Source organism: Parapedobacter indicus, from assembly GCF_900113765.1.
GTDB classification, from domain to species: Bacteria; Bacteroidota; Bacteroidia; order Sphingobacteriales; family Sphingobacteriaceae; genus Parapedobacter; species Parapedobacter indicus.
In genome coordinates this window covers 58085-75751 of record NZ_FOQO01000004.1, presented here as the reverse complement: position 1 = coordinate 75751, position 17667 = coordinate 58085, and the positions used below count along the sequence as shown (strand labels likewise).

16 protein-coding genes are annotated in these 17667 nt (G+C 45.8%); 8 read left to right on the top strand and 8 right to left on the bottom strand.

Going from position 1 to position 17667, the window contains the following annotated elements:
* Nucleotides 1–42: 42 nt before the first annotated feature.
* The 4 genes from BMZ56_RS09385 to BMZ56_RS09370 all read right to left on the bottom strand — a co-directional run bounded on the left by BMZ56_RS09385 (nt 43) and on the right by BMZ56_RS09370 (nt 4928).
* Nucleotides 43–1947: an OmpA family protein gene (locus BMZ56_RS09385; protein WP_090626338.1), complete on the bottom strand. Its 1905-nt coding sequence runs from the start codon at nt 1945–1947 to the stop codon at nt 43–45.
* A 9-nt stretch (nt 1948–1956) separates the two neighbouring features.
* On the bottom strand, nt 1957–2718 hold the full coding sequence (locus BMZ56_RS09380; protein ID WP_090626337.1) for an enoyl-CoA hydratase/isomerase family protein: 762 nt from the start codon (nt 2716–2718) through the stop codon (nt 1957–1959).
* A 2-nt stretch (nt 2719–2720) separates the two neighbouring features.
* The gene (locus BMZ56_RS09375) at nt 2721–3803 is read right to left on the bottom strand and encodes a mannose-1-phosphate guanylyltransferase (protein ID WP_090626336.1); all 1083 of its coding nucleotides are present in this window, start codon (nt 3801–3803) and stop codon (nt 2721–2723) included.
* Nucleotides 3804–3962: 159 nt separating this feature from the next.
* Nucleotides 3963–4928, bottom strand: coding sequence for a KpsF/GutQ family sugar-phosphate isomerase (locus tag BMZ56_RS09370; protein WP_090626634.1), 966 nt, complete (start codon nt 4926–4928; stop codon nt 3963–3965).
* Between the two features lie 96 nt (nt 4929–5024).
* Between BMZ56_RS09370 and recQ the strand changes: the two genes are divergently transcribed.
* Nucleotides 5025–7217, top strand: a complete 2193-nt coding sequence (gene recQ, locus BMZ56_RS09365) for a DNA helicase RecQ (RefSeq protein ID WP_090626335.1) — start codon at nt 5025–5027, stop codon at nt 7215–7217.
* Nucleotides 7218–7220: 3 nt separating this feature from the next.
* A complete protein-coding gene (gene kdsA / locus BMZ56_RS09360; protein WP_090626334.1) occupies nt 7221–8030 on the top strand; it encodes a 3-deoxy-8-phosphooctulonate synthase in 810 nt (269 codons plus the stop codon).
* A gap of 4 nt (nt 8031–8034) precedes the next feature.
* On the opposite strand, the gene BMZ56_RS09355 is transcribed toward kdsA, so the two are convergent.
* Nucleotides 8035–8415 (bottom strand): hypothetical protein, encoded by a 381-nt coding sequence (locus BMZ56_RS09355; protein ID WP_090626333.1) that lies wholly within the window; start codon nt 8413–8415, stop codon nt 8035–8037.
* 434 nt (nt 8416–8849) lie between these two features.
* On the opposite strand from BMZ56_RS09355, the gene BMZ56_RS09350 reads away from it, so the two are divergent.
* The 6 genes from BMZ56_RS09350 (at nt 8850) to BMZ56_RS09325 (ending at nt 15079) form a co-directional block, all read left to right on the top strand.
* Nucleotides 8850–9617 (top strand): DUF3575 domain-containing protein, encoded by a 768-nt coding sequence (locus tag BMZ56_RS09350; RefSeq protein WP_143072892.1) that lies wholly within the window; start codon nt 8850–8852, stop codon nt 9615–9617.
* A gap of 63 nt (nt 9618–9680) precedes the next feature.
* Complete coding sequence (locus BMZ56_RS09345) at nt 9681–11156, top strand: Mfa1 family fimbria major subunit (RefSeq protein WP_090626331.1); 1476 nt, start codon at nt 9681–9683, stop codon at nt 11154–11156.
* 92 nt (nt 11157–11248) lie between these two features.
* Nucleotides 11249–12169, top strand: a complete 921-nt coding sequence (locus tag BMZ56_RS09340) for a FimB/Mfa2 family fimbrial subunit (RefSeq protein ID WP_090626330.1) — start codon at nt 11249–11251, stop codon at nt 12167–12169.
* Between the two features lie 59 nt (nt 12170–12228).
* Nucleotides 12229–13392, top strand: coding sequence for a hypothetical protein (locus tag BMZ56_RS09335; protein ID WP_090626329.1), 1164 nt, complete (start codon nt 12229–12231; stop codon nt 13390–13392).
* A 61-nt stretch (nt 13393–13453) separates the two neighbouring features.
* On the top strand, nt 13454–14596 hold the full coding sequence (locus BMZ56_RS09330) for a clostripain-related cysteine peptidase (protein WP_090626328.1): 1143 nt from the start codon (nt 13454–13456) through the stop codon (nt 14594–14596).
* A gap of 48 nt (nt 14597–14644) precedes the next feature.
* Nucleotides 14645–15079, top strand: a complete 435-nt coding sequence (locus BMZ56_RS09325) for a hypothetical protein (RefSeq protein WP_090626327.1) — start codon at nt 14645–14647, stop codon at nt 15077–15079.
* Between the two features lie 81 nt (nt 15080–15160).
* Here BMZ56_RS09325 and BMZ56_RS09320 read toward each other — a convergent pair whose 3' ends face one another.
* Genes BMZ56_RS09320 through pstC form a run of 3 tightly spaced genes read right to left on the bottom strand, consistent with a single transcriptional unit; the run spans nt 15161 to nt 17666 of the window.
* A complete protein-coding gene (locus BMZ56_RS09320) occupies nt 15161–15922 on the bottom strand; it encodes a phosphate ABC transporter ATP-binding protein (RefSeq protein WP_090626326.1) in 762 nt (253 codons plus the stop codon).
* Between the two features lie 2 nt (nt 15923–15924).
* Nucleotides 15925–16773, bottom strand: a complete 849-nt coding sequence (locus tag BMZ56_RS09315; protein WP_090626325.1) for a PstA family ABC transporter permease — start codon at nt 16771–16773, stop codon at nt 15925–15927.
* Nucleotides 16773–17666: a phosphate ABC transporter permease subunit PstC gene (pstC, locus tag BMZ56_RS09310; protein ID WP_090626324.1), complete on the bottom strand. Its 894-nt coding sequence runs from the start codon at nt 17664–17666 to the stop codon at nt 16773–16775. The genes BMZ56_RS09315 and pstC overlap by 1 nt, the downstream gene beginning before the upstream one ends.
* Nucleotide 17667 lies beyond the last annotated feature (1 nt).

The window sequence follows — 17667 nt, the reverse complement described above, 5'->3', positions numbered from 1 at the left end:
TCACAGCCGAGGAATTTATCGAAGTCTTAACTGGTTAAGACGTCATTCCATAATCTTAAAATCCGTGCGACGGTTGAGTTGCCTGCCTTCATCCGTTTCATTGGTCGCAACGGGCTGAGATTGGCCGTATCCTTTGTAGGTTAGGCGGGATGCTATAACGCCGGCATGAAGCAGGTAATCGTGCACGGCTTTGGCCCGGTTTTCCGATAGCGTTTGATTATGGGCTTCGCTACCTGTATTATCGGTATGCCCGCCGATTTCCACCCGTACCGTTTTATTCAGGTTTAGGAATTCTACGAGATTATCGAGGTCAATCTTGGATTTCGGAAGCAATTCGTAGCGATCGATGTCGAAGAAAACGTTGTTGAGCGTACCGGTGCTGCCCACTTTGATGCGGGATAACGCAATACGGACTTCATAAGCATCGTTGATTTTGGCGCTATCGTCAAGCGGATAATTTTCTGAGAAAAACAGGTACCCGGGCTGTTTAATGTGCAGCGCATACGTTTTGCCAAAGGGTAGGGGAGCCAGGAAGGTGCCATCTTCGTAATCGGCCTGTTCGTTATACAGTACCTGATTCGCCACGATGTCGGTGACGATTACGTTGGCCTGAACCGGCGACTCAGTTTCTGCATCCACGATGGTTCCCTTCAGGTACGCCACTGGGTGGGGACGCACGGCCTGCGGCAGATCAAACCAATAAATATCCAGTCCACCGACCGCATCGTCCCTGCGTGTCGAAAAGAAAGCCTGTTTACCGTTCATGCTCACCGTGAGGGCACTCTGCTCGTGGTGGTCGTTGATGGGGTACCCGAGGTTGGTCGGCTCCTGCCACTTACCGGCACTATCCAGCTGGCTTCGGAAAATGTCTTTCTCCCCGAATCCGGGCCATCCATCTGATGCAAAGTACAGGGTGCGGTTGTCCGCATGGATATAGGGTGAACTCTCGTCGTAGCTTGTATTGACCGCGGGGCCAAGGTTTACCGGCGCTCCCCATTGGCCATCCCCTTGAAGCTGTGATTTCCAAATGTCGTAGCCACCCTGTCCGCCGCGCCGGTTGCTCACGAAATAGAGCGTGCGTCCATCTGCTGCCAGTGCGGGTTGCGCTTCCCAGCCGCCGCTGTTGACGGGAGCTCCAATATTATAAGGAGCGCCCCAAAAACCACCCTCCCGGCGGGATACGTAGATATCACAACTCCCCAATCCATCCGGGCGGTTACAGCCCGTAAAAAACAGGTATTTTCCATCGGGAGAAATACAGTGGGCACCCTCGTTATACAGTTCAGAATTGATATCTCCCTGTAAAAGTGACGCCGTCAGCCATTCTCCGCTGCTATCCTGCGTGCTTTCGTAGAAATTCTCTTGGTTGTTTTCCTTGCGGGTGAAAATAATGTTTCGGTAATCCGCTGTAAGTCGGGGAAAATATTCGTCGTATTGGCTGTTGATAGCCGGTCCGGGATTACGCGGATGGAAGGTCTGGGGGCGCTTGAGTGCCGCGAGGCTAAATTCGCAATCGGCGATGTATTTCGAAGTAAGCCGCTTACCCGCTGCATCCAGTCCGGGTGTGGCCAGGTACCGTCGCAATGGGGGCAAGGCTTCCTGATACCGGCCTGTATGCAGAAGGCTTTCTCCCAAGCCAAACCAGGTGAGCGCTGTCAATGCCGGATCCAGCTGAACCACACGGCCATATTGCAATGTCGCTTTTTCATAGTTTTGCTGCCTGCGGTAAATGTCACCCAGTTGTTGGTAAGCCGCTGCAAATCCGGTATCCAAGGCAACCGCAGATTCCAGCGAAGCAATGGCCAGATCGTATTGATGGTTTCTCAATTGGTTCCCAGCCTTTTCAAAAGCTGCTTGTGCCCGCCTGTTGTCCGACCGCATCTGGCCATATCCCGAAAAGCAAAACAATACGTTGTACAGCAATAAAAGATATAAAGATCTTTGCATGGTATGCGATCAATTCCCTTTAAACTCCGTGAGCAATTGTTTCGTCTCCGCACTGAGTGCCAACCGACCGCTGATAGCCGCTTGTTCGTAAAGCAGTTGCTCCCAATGCGCGGTACCTTGCCACAGGGTCTGTTTGAGTGCTACAAGTGCTTCCAGGTTTTTGGTAAGCAACGGTTCACAAAATTGCTGGATGGCGCGATCCATTTCGGGAATCGTTGGTTGTATGGAATGGATAAGGCCTACTTGCAGCGCCCATTGTGGGTCGAAAAAGCGCGTAGGGTTCAATGAAAGCTGGGTAAATGCCGATATACCAATTTTTCGCTCCAAAGCCGGAGCAATGACAAACGGACCGATGTTAAGACTGACTTCGCTGAGTTTAACGGCAGCCTGTTTCGTAGCGAAGCAGTAGTCACATGCTGCCATTAACCCCACACCGCCGCCTACGGCCTTTCCCTGTGTCCGTCCAATGACAAGTTTCGGCGAGATACGGATCGCGTTGATAACATCGGCAAATCCCGAAAAAAAAGCAGTTCCCGCTCCTTCGTCGGTTATGGCGAGTAATTCATCAAAACTAGCACCCGCGCAAAATGTGCGGTCACCACTGCTTTGCAGCAGGATAAGACGTGTATTACGATGCTTGCCTGCAGCGTGAATTTGTTTGCTCAGTTCGTTGAGCAAGCCCGACGGCAGCGAATTATGAGCCGGATGCCCAAAAGTGATTACTGCCAGGCCATTGTCGTTGATTTCCGCTTTTACGAATCCTTGATCCATCGTCAAACATACGTATTCCCGAATTTCTCCTTTACATCGGCAACAATCTGTTTCACTCCCTGCTCCTGGTCTTTTGGACAAATCATGAGGGTATCATCCGACTGAACAACAATGAAGTTGTGCAGTCCCTTGACAATCACTAATTTATTCTTCGGTGCATGGATCATGCAATTGGATGAATCGTATACGATAACATGTTCCGACGAAGCAGATACATTGCCCAGGTAATCCTTTTCGGCTAATTCGTAAACGGAAGACCACGTACCGAGGTCCGACCAGCTAAAATCGGTAGGCAGCACATAAACGTTGTCGGCCTTTTCCATGATGGCGAAGTCAATGGAGATGTTCACACAGCGAACAAAAGCTCCGGAAATGAATTTCGCCTCGCGGTGGGAATTGTATATCTCGGTTCCTTCTTTAAACACCTCATTCATTTCGGTCTGATATTTATCGAATGCCTGGATAATCGATTTGGCAGACCAAATAAATATGCCGGCATTCCATAGAAAATCGCCGCTTTGGAGAAATGTTTTAGCAAGCTCGAGGTTGGGCTTTTCAGTAAATGTCTTTACTTTTTTTAACCCCGGCACGGTTGCGCTTTTGCCGTATTGGATGTAACCGTAGCCCGTGTCGGGCCGGGAAGGCTTGATACCCAACGTGATCAGCCAGTCATTTTTTTCTGCGCACTTAAGCCCCTTGACTACATCTTCTGCAAACACATCGGTTTCCAGAATCAGGTGATCTGCCGGGGCGATGACCATGGTTGCTTCGGGGTTCAGTTGTTGGATCTTATGGCTGGCATAAGCAATGCAAGGCGCTGTATTGCGCATGATAGGCTCCAATATTAACTGGTGCTCGGTTAATTCTGGCAACTGCTCCCGTACCAAGCTGGCATAGGATTCATTGGTAGCCACGAAAATGTTTTCCTTTGGTACAATTTTCCGGAAACGATCATAAGTTGCCTGGATAAGTGTTTTTCCGGTACCCATCATGTCGATAAACTGTTTAGGCAGCTTGGTGCGGCTCACGGGCCAAAACCGGCTTCCGATTCCACCGGCCATAATTACGGCATAGTAATTCTTCATGTATGTTTCTTTTTTCGGCTATCAGCTATCGGCTTTTGGCTGTCTGCCATGTGTATCTGCTTATGGGTTTTAAATTTTTTTCGTTAGTTCCTGTAGGCAAACTTAACTAAAATTGCGTTAATCTGCGATAATCGTTCAATCTGTATCATCAGTGTTCTGTCAAATAATCCCTTCTTTTAACAAGTCATGCAAATGTATTATCCCATCGTATGATTGATTATGTAGCACCAAAAGTTGCGTAATGTTATGTTTCCGCATCATGTCAAAGGCCTGTACAGCCAGTTCATTCCGGTCGATTGTTTTGGGCGTACGACCCATGATATCTTTGGCGGTGAGCTGCCCAATCTGTGTATGGTTTTCCAGCATACGTCGGATGTCTCCGTCGGTGATAATGCCAGCAAGTTGCGTGCCATCCACTACGGCAACGGCACCCAATCGGTGTTTGGTAATGGATACAATGACCTCCTGTACCGGAGCTTCCGGTTGTACGGACGGTTTACTGTTTTGTGCGGCAAGGTCGGAAACTTTCAGATACAGACGTTTGCCTAAAGCGCCACCTGGATGATAGCGCGCAAAATCACGGTCGCTGAATTGTCGGCACTCCAACAAGCAGATGGCAAGGGCATCGCCCATGGCCAGTTGAGCCGTTGTGCTGGTGGTAGGAGCGAGATTATGCGGGCAGGCTTCTTTTTCCACCGTCGTATCCAGGATGTAGTCGGCGTGGTCGGCTAAATAAGATTGCGTATTTCCCACCAATGCCACCAGCCGGCTGGATGTTTGCCGCAGTAGCGGTACCAATACCTTTATTTCGGGGGTATTGCCGCTTTTGGAAACTGCAATCACCAGATCATCCTGCTGGATGATGCCAAGATCGCCATGTATGGCATCGGCGGCGTGCATAAAAATGGCGGGTGTACCTGTGGAATTCAGCGTGGCCACAATCTTTTGGGCGATGATTGCGCTTTTGCCAACTCCTGTTACGATAACCCTTCCCCGAAGGGTTAGGATATCGTGTACCACAGCAATGAAATCACTATCAATCCGTTTGATCAAATTGTTTAAAGCGTCCGACTCCTGCTTCAATACATTTGTTGCGATATTTTTGATTTCGGAATTGCTTTTCACAAATATATTTTTTAATTTTAGATACTGATATGCGCAAAAATATGTTATTTTGGGCATTCTTTGGTACGAGTCTATCTAAATTTTGCGAAAGGCGCAATGGAAATAGAGAAAAGATTATTTGATAATTTACAGGAATTTTTTGGGTTTGACACTTTCAAGGGTGATCAAGAAGCGATCATCACTAATATTCTGCAAAAGAAGGATACGTTTGTCATTATGCCTACCGGTGGAGGGAAGTCTATTTGCTACCAGCTGCCTGCATTGATGAGTGAAGGTACGGCGATTGTCATTTCGCCGCTTATTGCATTGATGAAAAATCAGGTCGACCAACTCCGTTCGTTTGGCGGTGACGATAGCATCGCCCACTTTTTAAACTCTTCATTAAACAAAAGCGATATTACCCGTGTCAGGCAAGATGTAATGTCGGGAAAGACAAAATTGCTCTATGTGGCGCCCGAGTCGCTCGCCAAGACAGAAAACGTGGAATTTTTGAAGCTGATTACGGTGTCTTTTGTGGCCGTTGATGAAGCCCATTGTATTTCTGAATGGGGACATGACTTCCGGCCGGAATACCGCAAGATCCGATCTGTCATCAATTCCATCGGCAGCAATATACCGGTGATTGCCCTTACTGCTACTGCTACACCTAAAGTACAATCAGACATTCGCAAAAACCTGCAGATGAATGATGCAACGCTGTTTAAATCTTCTTTCAACCGCCCCAATCTTTACTATGAGGTGCGGCCGAAGCGGAACGTTGTAAAGGAAATTGTGCGGTTCATCAAAAACAATGCGGGGAAATCAGGGATTATTTACTGCCTGAGCCGTAAGAAGGTAGAAGAAATTGCGGAAGTACTCAATATTAACGGCATCAAGGCTAAACCATACCATGCGGGGCTGGATGCCAAGACCAGGGCCGAGACGCAGGACAAGTTCCTGATGGAGGATGTGGAAGTGATTGTCGCAACAATTGCCTTCGGTATGGGAATTGATAAACCCGACGTGCGTTACGTCATCCACCACGATATTCCCAAAAGTATGGAGGGGTATTACCAGGAAACTGGTCGCGCAGGCCGCGATGGAGGCGAAGGGTATTGCTTGGCGTTCTATTCGGAAAAAGATATCGAGAAGCTGACGAAGTTCATGAAAGACAAGCCGGTTTCCGAACGTGAGATCGGCACCCAGATTCTCAAGGAGGTGATCGATTATTCGGAGTCTTCCGTTTGCAGGCGTAAGCAGATCCTTCATTATTTCGGGGAAAATTTCGACGAGACGGGCTGCAATAGCATGTGCGACAATTGCAGCAGCCAGCAGACCCACTTTGATGCAGAAGATTCGCTGCTGAATGTGCTGAAATTTATTAAGGAGCAGGGTGAGAAGTTCGATGATCACCACATCATCAATGTGTTTATCGGTCAAAACAACCAGCCTATATCGTCTTATAAGCACGATACCCATCCGATGTTTGGCAGTGGCAAGGAACACGGGGTCCTCTATTGGAAGTCTTTGATTCGGCAGGCCGTGCTGAACAATTTTCTGGCAAAGGATATTGACCAATATGGATTGCTGATGCTGACAGAATCCGGCAGGCGGTATATTGAAAATCCATATGGTATCCGGTTTATCCTGAACAAGCCGATGGAAGCCGCTACCGAAGATGGCGGCGATGAGCCTGTGCAGCAGGGAGGAGGGGCCGTAGATACCCAGTTGCTGAAGATGCTGAAAGACCTGCGTAAGAAGATCGCGAAACAAAAGGGGTTACCGCCTTTCGTCGTATTTCAGGATCCTTCGCTGGACGAAATGTGTACGCATTATCCGGTGACCATCGACGAGTTGAAGCAGATACACGGAGTGGGTGCAGGTAAGGCATTGAAGTTCGGTAGTCAGTTTGTCGAACTTATTAAGCGATACGTAGAAGAAAATGAGATTGACCGGCCGCAGGACCTGATCATCAAAGGCACGGCCAACAAATCGGCGTTGAAAGTGTCCATCATCCAGAATATCGACCGCAAGATAGGCTTGGAAGACATTGCTCACTCGAAGGGTATCACCTACGAAGACCTGTTGAAAGAAGTTGAATCCATTGTTAATTCGGGAACGAAGCTTAACTTGGGGTATTTTGTGGACGAAATCATCGACGAAGACCGTCAAGACGAAGTATTTGATTATTTCCGTGCTGCTGAGATCGACTCCATAGATCAAGCACTCCGCGATCTGGGAACGGATGACTACACATATGAAGAGATCCAACTGATGCGTATCAAATTTATGTCTGAATTAGGGAATTGATTTATGCAACAAATCGTACCTGGCATCAAGCATGCGGATTCCGCAAATTTTTTCTTGATGGCTGGCCCTTGTGCCATTGAAGGGGAAGACATAGCAATGCGGATTGCCGAGCGTATTGTCTCCATTACCGACCGACTGGACATACCTTACATCTATAAGGGGTCTTACCGTAAAGCCAACCGATCGCGTGCAGACTCGTTTACGGGCATCGGCGACGAAAAGGCCTTGAAAATTTTGCAGAAGGTAGGCCGTACGTTCGGCGTACCTACCGTTACGGATATACACGAAAGCCACGAGGCGGCTATGGCTGCCGAATACGTGGATGTACTCCAAATACCGGCTTTTTTGTGTCGGCAAACGGAATTGCTTTTAGCTGCGGCAAAGACCGGTAAAGCGGTCAATATAAAAAAAGGCCAATTTCTGTCAGCAAGTGCGATGCGTTTTGCCGTTGATAAAGTAAAAGATAGCGGTAATGAACGCGTGTTGCTAACCGATCGGGGAAATACGTTCGGTTATCAGGATCTGATCGTTGATTTCAGAGGCATACCGGAAATGCGAGCGTTTGGGGTGCCGGTGATTATGGATTGCACGCACTCTTTACAACAGCCTAATCAGCCTTCGGGAGTGACCGGAGGGAAGCCAGCACTCATTGAAACCATCGCCAAAGCAGCAATAGCCGTTGGGGCGGACGGCTTGTTTATTGAGACACATCCTGATCCGGCCAATGCCAAGTCTGACGGAGCTAATATGCTGCATTTAGACCTGCTGGAAGAATTGTTGGTCAAATTGGTACGGCTTCGCGCCGCCTTGTAGGCGACTATACAATTTGATAATCAATCAGCTTTTCCAATGCAGCGATTGTTTTTTGTTGCGCCGCAATTACGTGGTTCAAGGATTCAATGGTACGCTCATAACTGAATTGTACGGATGGCAGCTTTGGAAGGATTGTCTGTTGGTCCCCCTGCGTGTCTTCCTGTTTGTCCGCCAGCATCTCGCCCCTGCCCGTCAGCACCCAATTGGCGTTGAGATCGGGATATATCTTTAGTATATTTTCTAACTTATCGAGGCCAATGGTTCGATTTCTTTTTAGCTGGCCGCTGAAAGAGCCATTTGAAAAACCGACAGACTTCTCGAATGCACTTATTTTAATCTCTTTGTGGTCAAGATAACACTTAATTCGTTTTAGTGGATTTGACATTTGTATTAATTATGAAAAATTTCCCATAAGATTGAATATCTAGAATATATTCTATAAATTAGCAACCTTATTCTTCACTACTGACAATTTTTACTTATGAAAAAACAAATTATAACTTATGAAAAATTTATATACCTATAACCATAAATAGTGCCAAAAATAGATATATAATTCGTCTAACCCTGGAAAATTAAATCTGAAGACAATTGATAGGAGACAAGTTAATCATCGGAAGGAAGCTTTAATTGATGCAAATTGCTGATCACTATTAACCTATTTGCCTTTCAACTTTAAATCTTGGTTTTCAATTTAACAATCACTAGGTAATATAGAAGCAGACAAGGCTAACGCAGCTTGTTGCTCATAATTATTTTGTTCAGTTTGTTCATTTTACTCACGTGTTTAAATTTCGGTATAAAAAAGCGTTTTCAAGATTGGCAAAACTGGTGTTGTCTCCAATAACGAATACGGGTGCTCAGTGGTGGTTTTTAGGGGTTTTCGCGTCCGTTGGATTTACGATTTTTGGCCACAACGTCCAAGCGCAGGGAGCATTTAACTATCGTTCGCCGCTCTTCCGGGAGCACCGCGGTATGATGCCTTCGCCCACTTTCCTGACGACGGGGTCGCCGACCCAAATCGGCGGAAGCCGGTGGGTAGACCCGATGGTGACAATCAAAACCAATGTAACCGAGCTGGCTACTACTACGTTAAATGTAGGTGTCGAGTTTTTTTCGGAAGGCCGGTACAGCGTCAGTCTTCCGGTCAGCTACAATCCTTGGACATTTAACGACAACAAAAAAATCAAGCACTTAGCTTTTCAGCCTGAATTCCGCATTTGGTTTGGCGAAACCTTCCGTGGCTCGTTTATCAATGTACAATCGTTTATTGGCCTTCAACTACACTACCTATATTATAATGCGGGAGGCATTAATATCCCGTTCGGTATGTTCCCTGATCTTAAGAATACCCGCTATCAAGGTCAAGGTGCCGGCGGAGGGGTTACCTATGCCAATCAGTTTGGGCTAGGGGGTAGGTGGCGTGGCGAAATCGGTACCACGCTTGTTTTTTCGTACTTATGGTATGACAGCTACGAATGTAGGACCTGTGGCGCCTTTAAAGGGTCGGGTACAAGACGGTATCTCGGGCCGGGCAAGTCATCTTTATCTATTGTTTACCTAACTGCAATTTATGCACTTTACTAATCTATGTATATTTATTATTCACTAAATCAAACAATCAAATTTTAAACATTAATCTTTTTGCTTATGAAAATTAGACAATTTATTGCCTTAGCGCTAATCGGATCGGCGCTGGTGGCTTGTAACAAGCCGGATGGAGGGGAAGACCCTGACGTGGCAGGGCCGGAAGGGAAAATGGCTGAATTAAAAATTTCATTCACATTGCCAGATATCATTCAAACGTATGCTGGTGAAACAGACCCAAACGCAACTGCAGCGGAAGTTGCTGTCGATCGAATCGATGTGTTCGTTTATGATGACGGAGATGGTTTTGGTTTGACACATGCATCTTTTGGTGTAGGTGCAGGTGCCAGTAACTTTAGTTCTTTGGGGCCTGGAACTCCCAATGCCTATCAATCAAATTCAACAATAGACGTTAGAACGGGGCGGAAGCAAATCTATGTTGGTATCAACTTGCCTACAGCAATTGCTGATAGACTTAAAGAAGGACACTATGTAAATGAGGTATTTTCTAGTGATGAATTTGTAAATGCTCTTAACGGCAATGTCGCGTTTTTCAATAGTGATATTGATGATGACGGCACAGGCGAAAGCAAGCACATTTATACCATCACTGAAGCAGGACCTAATACGATAAGCATTGATGTGGAGCGTCTTGTAGCGAAAATTATTGTAAGGCAACAAGCGGGCCTCCTTTCCACACCGGTATCAGGTGGAAACATTACAAGCCTCGACTTTTCAATAGGTCAAAGGAATAGTGTAGCACATATTTTGCCGTTGATTCACGATGCAGGCGATGCCCCCGCTGATCCAAACTATAGTAACGGTAGTGCCGTTGGAGCATTCGCGTTGCAGACAGTCGCAAGTATATTAGCGAATCCAACATTTCGCTCGGATCCTGGCGACCCCCTAACTTCTATCTATACCTATCAGCCAGTCAATACTACCGCCGTGACGGTTAACGCTGCAAATAAAGTTTATGCTCCCGAGAACACGGTGGAACCTAATGCACAGTATAGGGACGCGACCTATGTAAGCGTAAGGGCAAAGTTTGAACCAATTGAATGGGATAATGACATTGTTGCTGATCCGCCAGCAGCGAATGGAACGTTCTATGCGGTATTTACCGGCAACAATGATGAAGATGGTATCGGTCAACGCTATTTTACTACACAAGCGGCTGCAGATGCGTTTCTTATTGATCCCGATAATGCCAACATTGTTGGAAACCAAGTGCATACCTATGATCAAGGTTATTGTTATTATCGAATTTATCTCAATCCAAACGACAATTACCATATTCTTAGGAATACAATTTATGATGCAACAATAACAACCATTAACGTAATAGGTACTGAAAATCCCGATGATTTGCCAGGATCGGAATTTACTCCGACTTACCCGGGAGGAAACGTGCCCGTAGTTAATCCCGCTGTACAAGAGAATGATGACATCGTGTCTGTTGTAAGATCACCTCTAACTACTACGGTAAATATGGTTGTTTGGACAACAGATGACGACACGGAATTTGAATTGTATTAATTGTCGGTAGAATTCTTTTAGCTTTTTCAACAGGCTACCAAGAAAGATTTGGTAGCCTGCTGAAATGAAACATCTAAGCGATACCTAGTTATATGAAGGTTGTCCCTAAGTTTAGGTCATACAGGTTTGCGTTTTTTTTAATGTTGGTTTTTACAGGGTGCATTAAAGAAGATTTGGAAATATGTCTGCCGCAAACAGTACGAATCGCTTTTACTTTTATCCGTTCAGCAGATTGTACCGAAGAGTCTATTTCTTCGCAAGAAGTCAATAGGTTGACAATCTTTGTTTTTGACGAAAATGGACTATTTGTACAAAGTATTGATACAATATCTATAGGAAATAATTACCAAATGGAGTTATCGCTAATCCCAGCACATTATCAATTTGTAGCAATTGCAGGTTATACTGATGATCAACTGCAAGGGAAACCTTTGATACCCGGTGTAACGCATTTGGCAGATGCATCAATAGCGACATATATAGAAGAACAAAATGGTTCGCTGTTATCCGCCGAATATATTTTGCATAAAGGCAGCGATACACTTACCGTAACGCCAGAAACACCTGGACAGGAGCTTACCATTACCATGATTCAACACACGAAGGTATTGAACGTTTCTGTGGACGGTTTAGACGGAAGCGAGTTATACCAAGTAGCCTTGGCAGGTAACGCTGGATATTATACATTTAATGATCAACAATTTTTTTTAACAGGAAACCCGTTAATTTACGTGCCACTGGAAGAAAACGAAGATAAATTTTTGTTTGGAAGATCGCTGGTTAACTGGCCGTTAAAACAAGATGGCTCTTTTACTAGATTACAGGTTATTAATCCCGAGACAGGTTATAAGCTGGTGGATGAAAACCTCTACGAATTGCTTAACCGCGTGCCCGGATTAAATTTAGAATGCGCCAATAGTTTTGATATCGGATTTCTTTACACTGTTGACCTGAAAATCAGGATATATATCAATGAATGGTTGGTAACCGAGAATGACTACGAATTACAGTAACTTCTACCACGATGAAATGTAATAGCAAGTACGTTAACCTAAAACCATTTTTGGTGTGTATGCTAGCGATGTTCATTTGCTTTGGCTCCTGCCAAAAATCGGATGATGAAGATATTGTTCCTAAGAAGGAAGAAGTGTCTGTAACCCTTTCGTTGAAATTACCCACGCTTCCAAGTGGGCTAAAAACGTATACTATTAATGAAGTAGATGAGAATTTGATAGAGGAAGTGGACGTATTAGTATTTAAAAAAGATATAGATGGTAAAGAACGATTTAGTTATCGTGCCACAGGTATTGTAGTTCCTTTACCACCGCCTAACAATGACAAAGCAGAGTTGACAGCAAGCTTACGCCGAGATGAAGACACAGGCAATGAATATAGGCTCGTTATCCTGGTTAATGCACGTCAGCAATTGGATACTTATGGTATTAATCTAGGAGAAACTAAAGAAAGCCTGCAGAAGCATCTAATCTATGAGCATTCCGATAAATGGCAGGCCAAAATAGAAGGAGGACCTTTTACTCCACTGCCCATGTGGGGTGAGACAGATCTTATTTCAGGCATGAATGTTCCAATGATCCACACGGAAGAAATCGATTTATTGCGTAGTATTGTACGTGTAGATGTAGTAGCCGATCAATTGATCGGAATTTTTACGCTTACAGAGGTACATGTTTATAATAGTAAAAGCAGTGGACTGATTATGCCAGACAAGAATAAGTTTGAAAATAATGAGCCGAGTCTGCCTGTAAGTTTAGGTCTACCTAATAACAGTACGCTCAAATATGAAGTAAGCGGGAATAAATTAGAAAGAGAAATTTATCTTTTTGAAGCAACTGCAGGAACCGCAAATCCAGATCCTACAGCCACAGCATTAGTAATAGGGGGCTATTATAATGCAGATGTATCTACGCCATGTTTCTATCGTATAGATTTTAAGGATGCGGCTAATAATTTAATACCTTTACTTCGCAACCATCATTATGTTATAAATATTACGGGCGCAGATAATTCAGGATCACCAGAGGACCATGAAGATGATGCATTTGAACAGCCATCATTACCGAATTTGTTTTTATACTGGGGAGGGAGTGGGACACGACCAAACTATTTTTTTGAACGCCGCTTAATCAAACCCCCATCCCAAAGGCGAACAGAAATCGTCTCTACTGGTGGCAGAGGAATAAATTACACTATTACCGCGATTGATGAAACTCATTAGATAGCTAATCATGTTCAATCTTCTCCCAAATAGAACTACGGCGGCATTAAAACTTACTTTGATGATTTGGTCGTTGCTTTCCGTATTGGCTTGCAGCAAAGAAAATCCCATCAAACCCGAACCTGCCCCACCAAACCGCACCATCGTATACTATTTGGGAGCCGATAACAGCCTATACTCAGAATCTGACGACAAAATCGAAGCCTTACGCGTCGGTTTTCCCGGTGGCGACGATCACCTCGTGATCTACAAGGATACCCGCAATGAATCGCCAGAGTTGCTGGAGATCTATACCGACGAAAACGGAGAAAATCAGATCCGTACCACCAAAACCTATTCCGAGCAAAATAGCGCAACCGGCGAAACGTTCCAGCAGGTATTGGGCGACGTGCAAAGCTTATTTCCTGCAGATTCCTACGGACTGATCCTATTTTCCCATGCTTCAGGCTGGCTGCCGAGAGGTGCCCTTCTTCGGCCCGAATCGACTGTCCGGCAAATGGGAATCACTCCCATTCGAACCTATACCATCGCTATGGATGGTTCAGACGAACTAAGCCTTAGCGAGTTTGCTGCCGTAATTCCCGACCATTTTTTTGATTTTATCGCCTTTGAAGCCTGCTTCATGGCCGGCATTGAGGTGCTCTATGAACTCAAAGATAAAACCGATTACATCCTCTCATCCTCCGCGGAAATCGTGTCACCCGGCTTCCTGCCGGTCTACTCGGAGGCACTATCGCTGCTATATCAGCCACAACCCGACCTCGCTGGATTTGCTAAGGCTTATTTTGACTTTTGGAATGCACAGTCCGGAGACTATCGCTCGGCCACCGTTACCGTGGTCAGCACATCAGGCCTCTCCCTGCTGGCAAACTGGGCTAATCAATACGCAACCGAGCATGTACCAGAGGATAACCTGCCCGAAATTCAGCACTTCGATCGATACCGAAACCATCGCTTGTTTTTTGATTTTTCCGATTATTACGGCCGGAAAACGAACGATGAGGGAAGAGCGAAATTGAAAGAATTGCTTAATACGATCGTAGTCTATAAGGCCGCGACGCCTTTTTTCATCCCCGGCCAGCTGGGTTTTCAGATTAGCAACCACAGCGGCATCACCACCTATATTCTGCAGGAACGGTTCCCTAAGCTCAACGAGCGATACAACGAACTTACCTGGTGTAAACAAACACGTCATAACCCATGAAAATGATAATAAAATTGAAACATCAAGCACTAAAAAGAACAACAGATCATGTTTTCAGATACGATCACCCGATATGTCGCTGCCATATCACATACCAGAAAGGGACTTAGGGTATTAATTATTGACGACTTTGTAATTGAGCAGCTTGCCTTTCTTGAAATCGTACGGCATTACCTCCCTGAATCAACCGCCAACGCTCTGGACCAACACGAATTGGAAGAAGAACTGAACCAAGATCAACACACTTACGACCTCATAATACTGGAAGAGCGCCTACTGCTAAATGAGGCTGATAAGTTGTACGTCAAACAACTTCGTAGAAAACATGAGGAGGCAAAAATTGCGCTGTTTATCGACCGGGAAAATTCACATCAGCTGCAAACCATGTCGCAGCTTTCGGATATTGACATCCTTTTCACAAAGTGCACTACCGTAGAGGCCATTGCCGAAAAACTTTGCCTGACTTTTCAGGAATCACAATAAACTATTTCTTATTCTTGCTGAGTTCAATACGGACTTTCTCAACAAAATCGATGTAAAACTTGAATCAGGCTTCTGACTTCTTCAACTGATAAACCCCTTCACATACTGACGGGTAAGCTCCTCTTTGGGATGGAGCAACACTTCATCCGTAGGACCGAACTCGACAATTTCGCCCATGTACACAAAAACGATGTAATCCGAAATACGGCGTGCTTGCCGGAGAATGTGAGTAACCAGTACAATGGTGTACTGCGCTTTTAGTCGAACAAATAAATCTTCAATGGTGTGCGTCGATACTGGATCCAGTGCCGATGTTGACTCGTCGCCGAGGATAATTTCAGGCTTCACCGCCAATCCGCGGGCCAGGCATAACCGCTGTTGCTGTCCAATGGAAAGCCTGTTCGCCGGACCATGCAAGCGGTCTTTCACTTCATCCCACAAACCGGTGTCCTTCAATTGTTTTTCGACGATTGAATCCAGCGTGCTTTTATCCCGTGTGCCGTGTATTCTCGGACCATAAGCTACGTTGTCATAAATTGACATGGGAAGGGGATAGGGACGCTGCGATAGCAATCCCATCTTCTTGCGGATATGGGTCACCTCGGCCTCGGGCGCATAGATATCTTCATCGTCTACCAACACACTGCCTGATACCGTTACATTGGCCGTATCATCCAGCAGTCGGTTGAATGTTTTCAGTAGCGTAGTTTTGCCGCATCCCGAAGGGCCGATGATGGAGGTCACGCTCTTGTCCGGAATACTGATGTTGATATTCTTCAGGATATGGTGTCCGTCAATATGCACATTCAGGTCCTTGACACGGATAAGTGGATGCTGCGTCATGCTTATAGTTTGTGTTTATGTTTAGTTGCCAGAATATGGGATACGATAACAATCACCAGGATGATCAGGGTGAGTATAAGCGCCGATGCATATGCACGTCCCTGTACTTCGGGTATCGGGCTGCTCAGTTGGAAAAAGATCGCTAAGGGTAATGTGGCTGCTGGCTCATCGATGTATATCGGAATGTTGTCACTGAAACCGGCTGTAAACAGCACGGCCGCGACATCACCAATCCCCCGGCCAAACGATAATAAAACGGCAGTATAAATACCCGGCTTAATCTGTCGTAGGATTACCCGCGCCGTTTCCCACCGCGTGGCACCCAGCGATAAAGCTGCATGTTTTAACTCCCTGGGTACCGTAGCAATCACCTCGTCAAGCGTGCGAACCAAAATTGGAATAATGAGCAACGTGACGGCGATGACACCACCTAACAGGGATGCTCGAACGCCCAGCCAGATCATGATGCTGAATGCAAAGGCACCGTATACGATGGAAGGGATGCCAAAGAGTACGTCGTAAGCCAGTTTGGCCGATTTACTCAATAGGCTTCCACCTTTCAGGTAAATATTGAGGTAAATAGAAATAGGGATGCTAATGAGTAATCCCAATACCGTAGCACCCCCAGCTACATACAAAGATCCGATGATCGCATTAAGTACCCCGCCTTCTTTGCCGATGTAAAAACCTCCCTGCGGAGCCTTGGATACCATGTCCCAGGTAAGATATGGAACACCCTTGACCACAATGGTACCTACAATCAAAAATAAACTGGACCCCACAATTAGGCACGCCATTACCATCAGTATCTTAAAAATCGTTTCTTCGGCTTTTCTTCTTTTGATACCCATTACGAGCTGTATTTGTGTTCGATGCGATTGAGAATGATACGTGAAATCAGGTTAAAAAGGAAAATGATGACAAACAGTAATAGGGCGGCAAACATCAGCGCGGAGTCATACAAGGGTATGGACATCATCTCTCCGAAATTATTGGCAATCAGCGCGGGCAGCGGATAGCCCCCGTCGAATACCGACGTGGGTGCCACCGGTACGTTCCCGCACACCATCAAAACGGCAATGGTTTCACCAAAGGCTCTGGAAACAGCCAGCACCATGGCCGCCACAATGCCGGGACGGGCACGCTTTACGACGACTTTTTTGATGGTCTCCCACTTGGTGGCTCCCAAAGAAAGTGAAGCATCTTTCAACTCCTTCGGAATGGTGCTCAGTACTTCGGAAACAATGCTCACCAGGATGGGAAATATCATGACCGCCAACACGACGCCCCCCGTAAGTACTGTATAGCCGCTGGAATACTCCATAAACTGCGGTGCAATGTATTCACGTACAATAGGTACCACAAAGAAAATTCCCCATACACCGTATATCACAGGGGGAATGCCGGCAAGAATATTCATTAAAGGCAACATGACCTTCCGGATGCCCGGCTTGGCATATTCAGTTAGGTAGATGGCTGTCAGAAGACATAGGGGCAACGCAACCACGATGGCAATCAGTGTAACCGATAGCGTGCCCATAATAAATGGATAAAATCCAAACTGGTTTTTGGAGGGCGCCCAATTGCTCCCACGGAATAGAGAAAGCAAGGTGTGCTCTTCGAATAACGGTGCCGCCCGAAGGTATAGACCGATGCCAATAAGAAAAACAAACGACACCGATGAGATCGAGAGGATCAACATCACATTGGCTATCAGCTTGTCTTTTACTATCCTAAAATTCAAC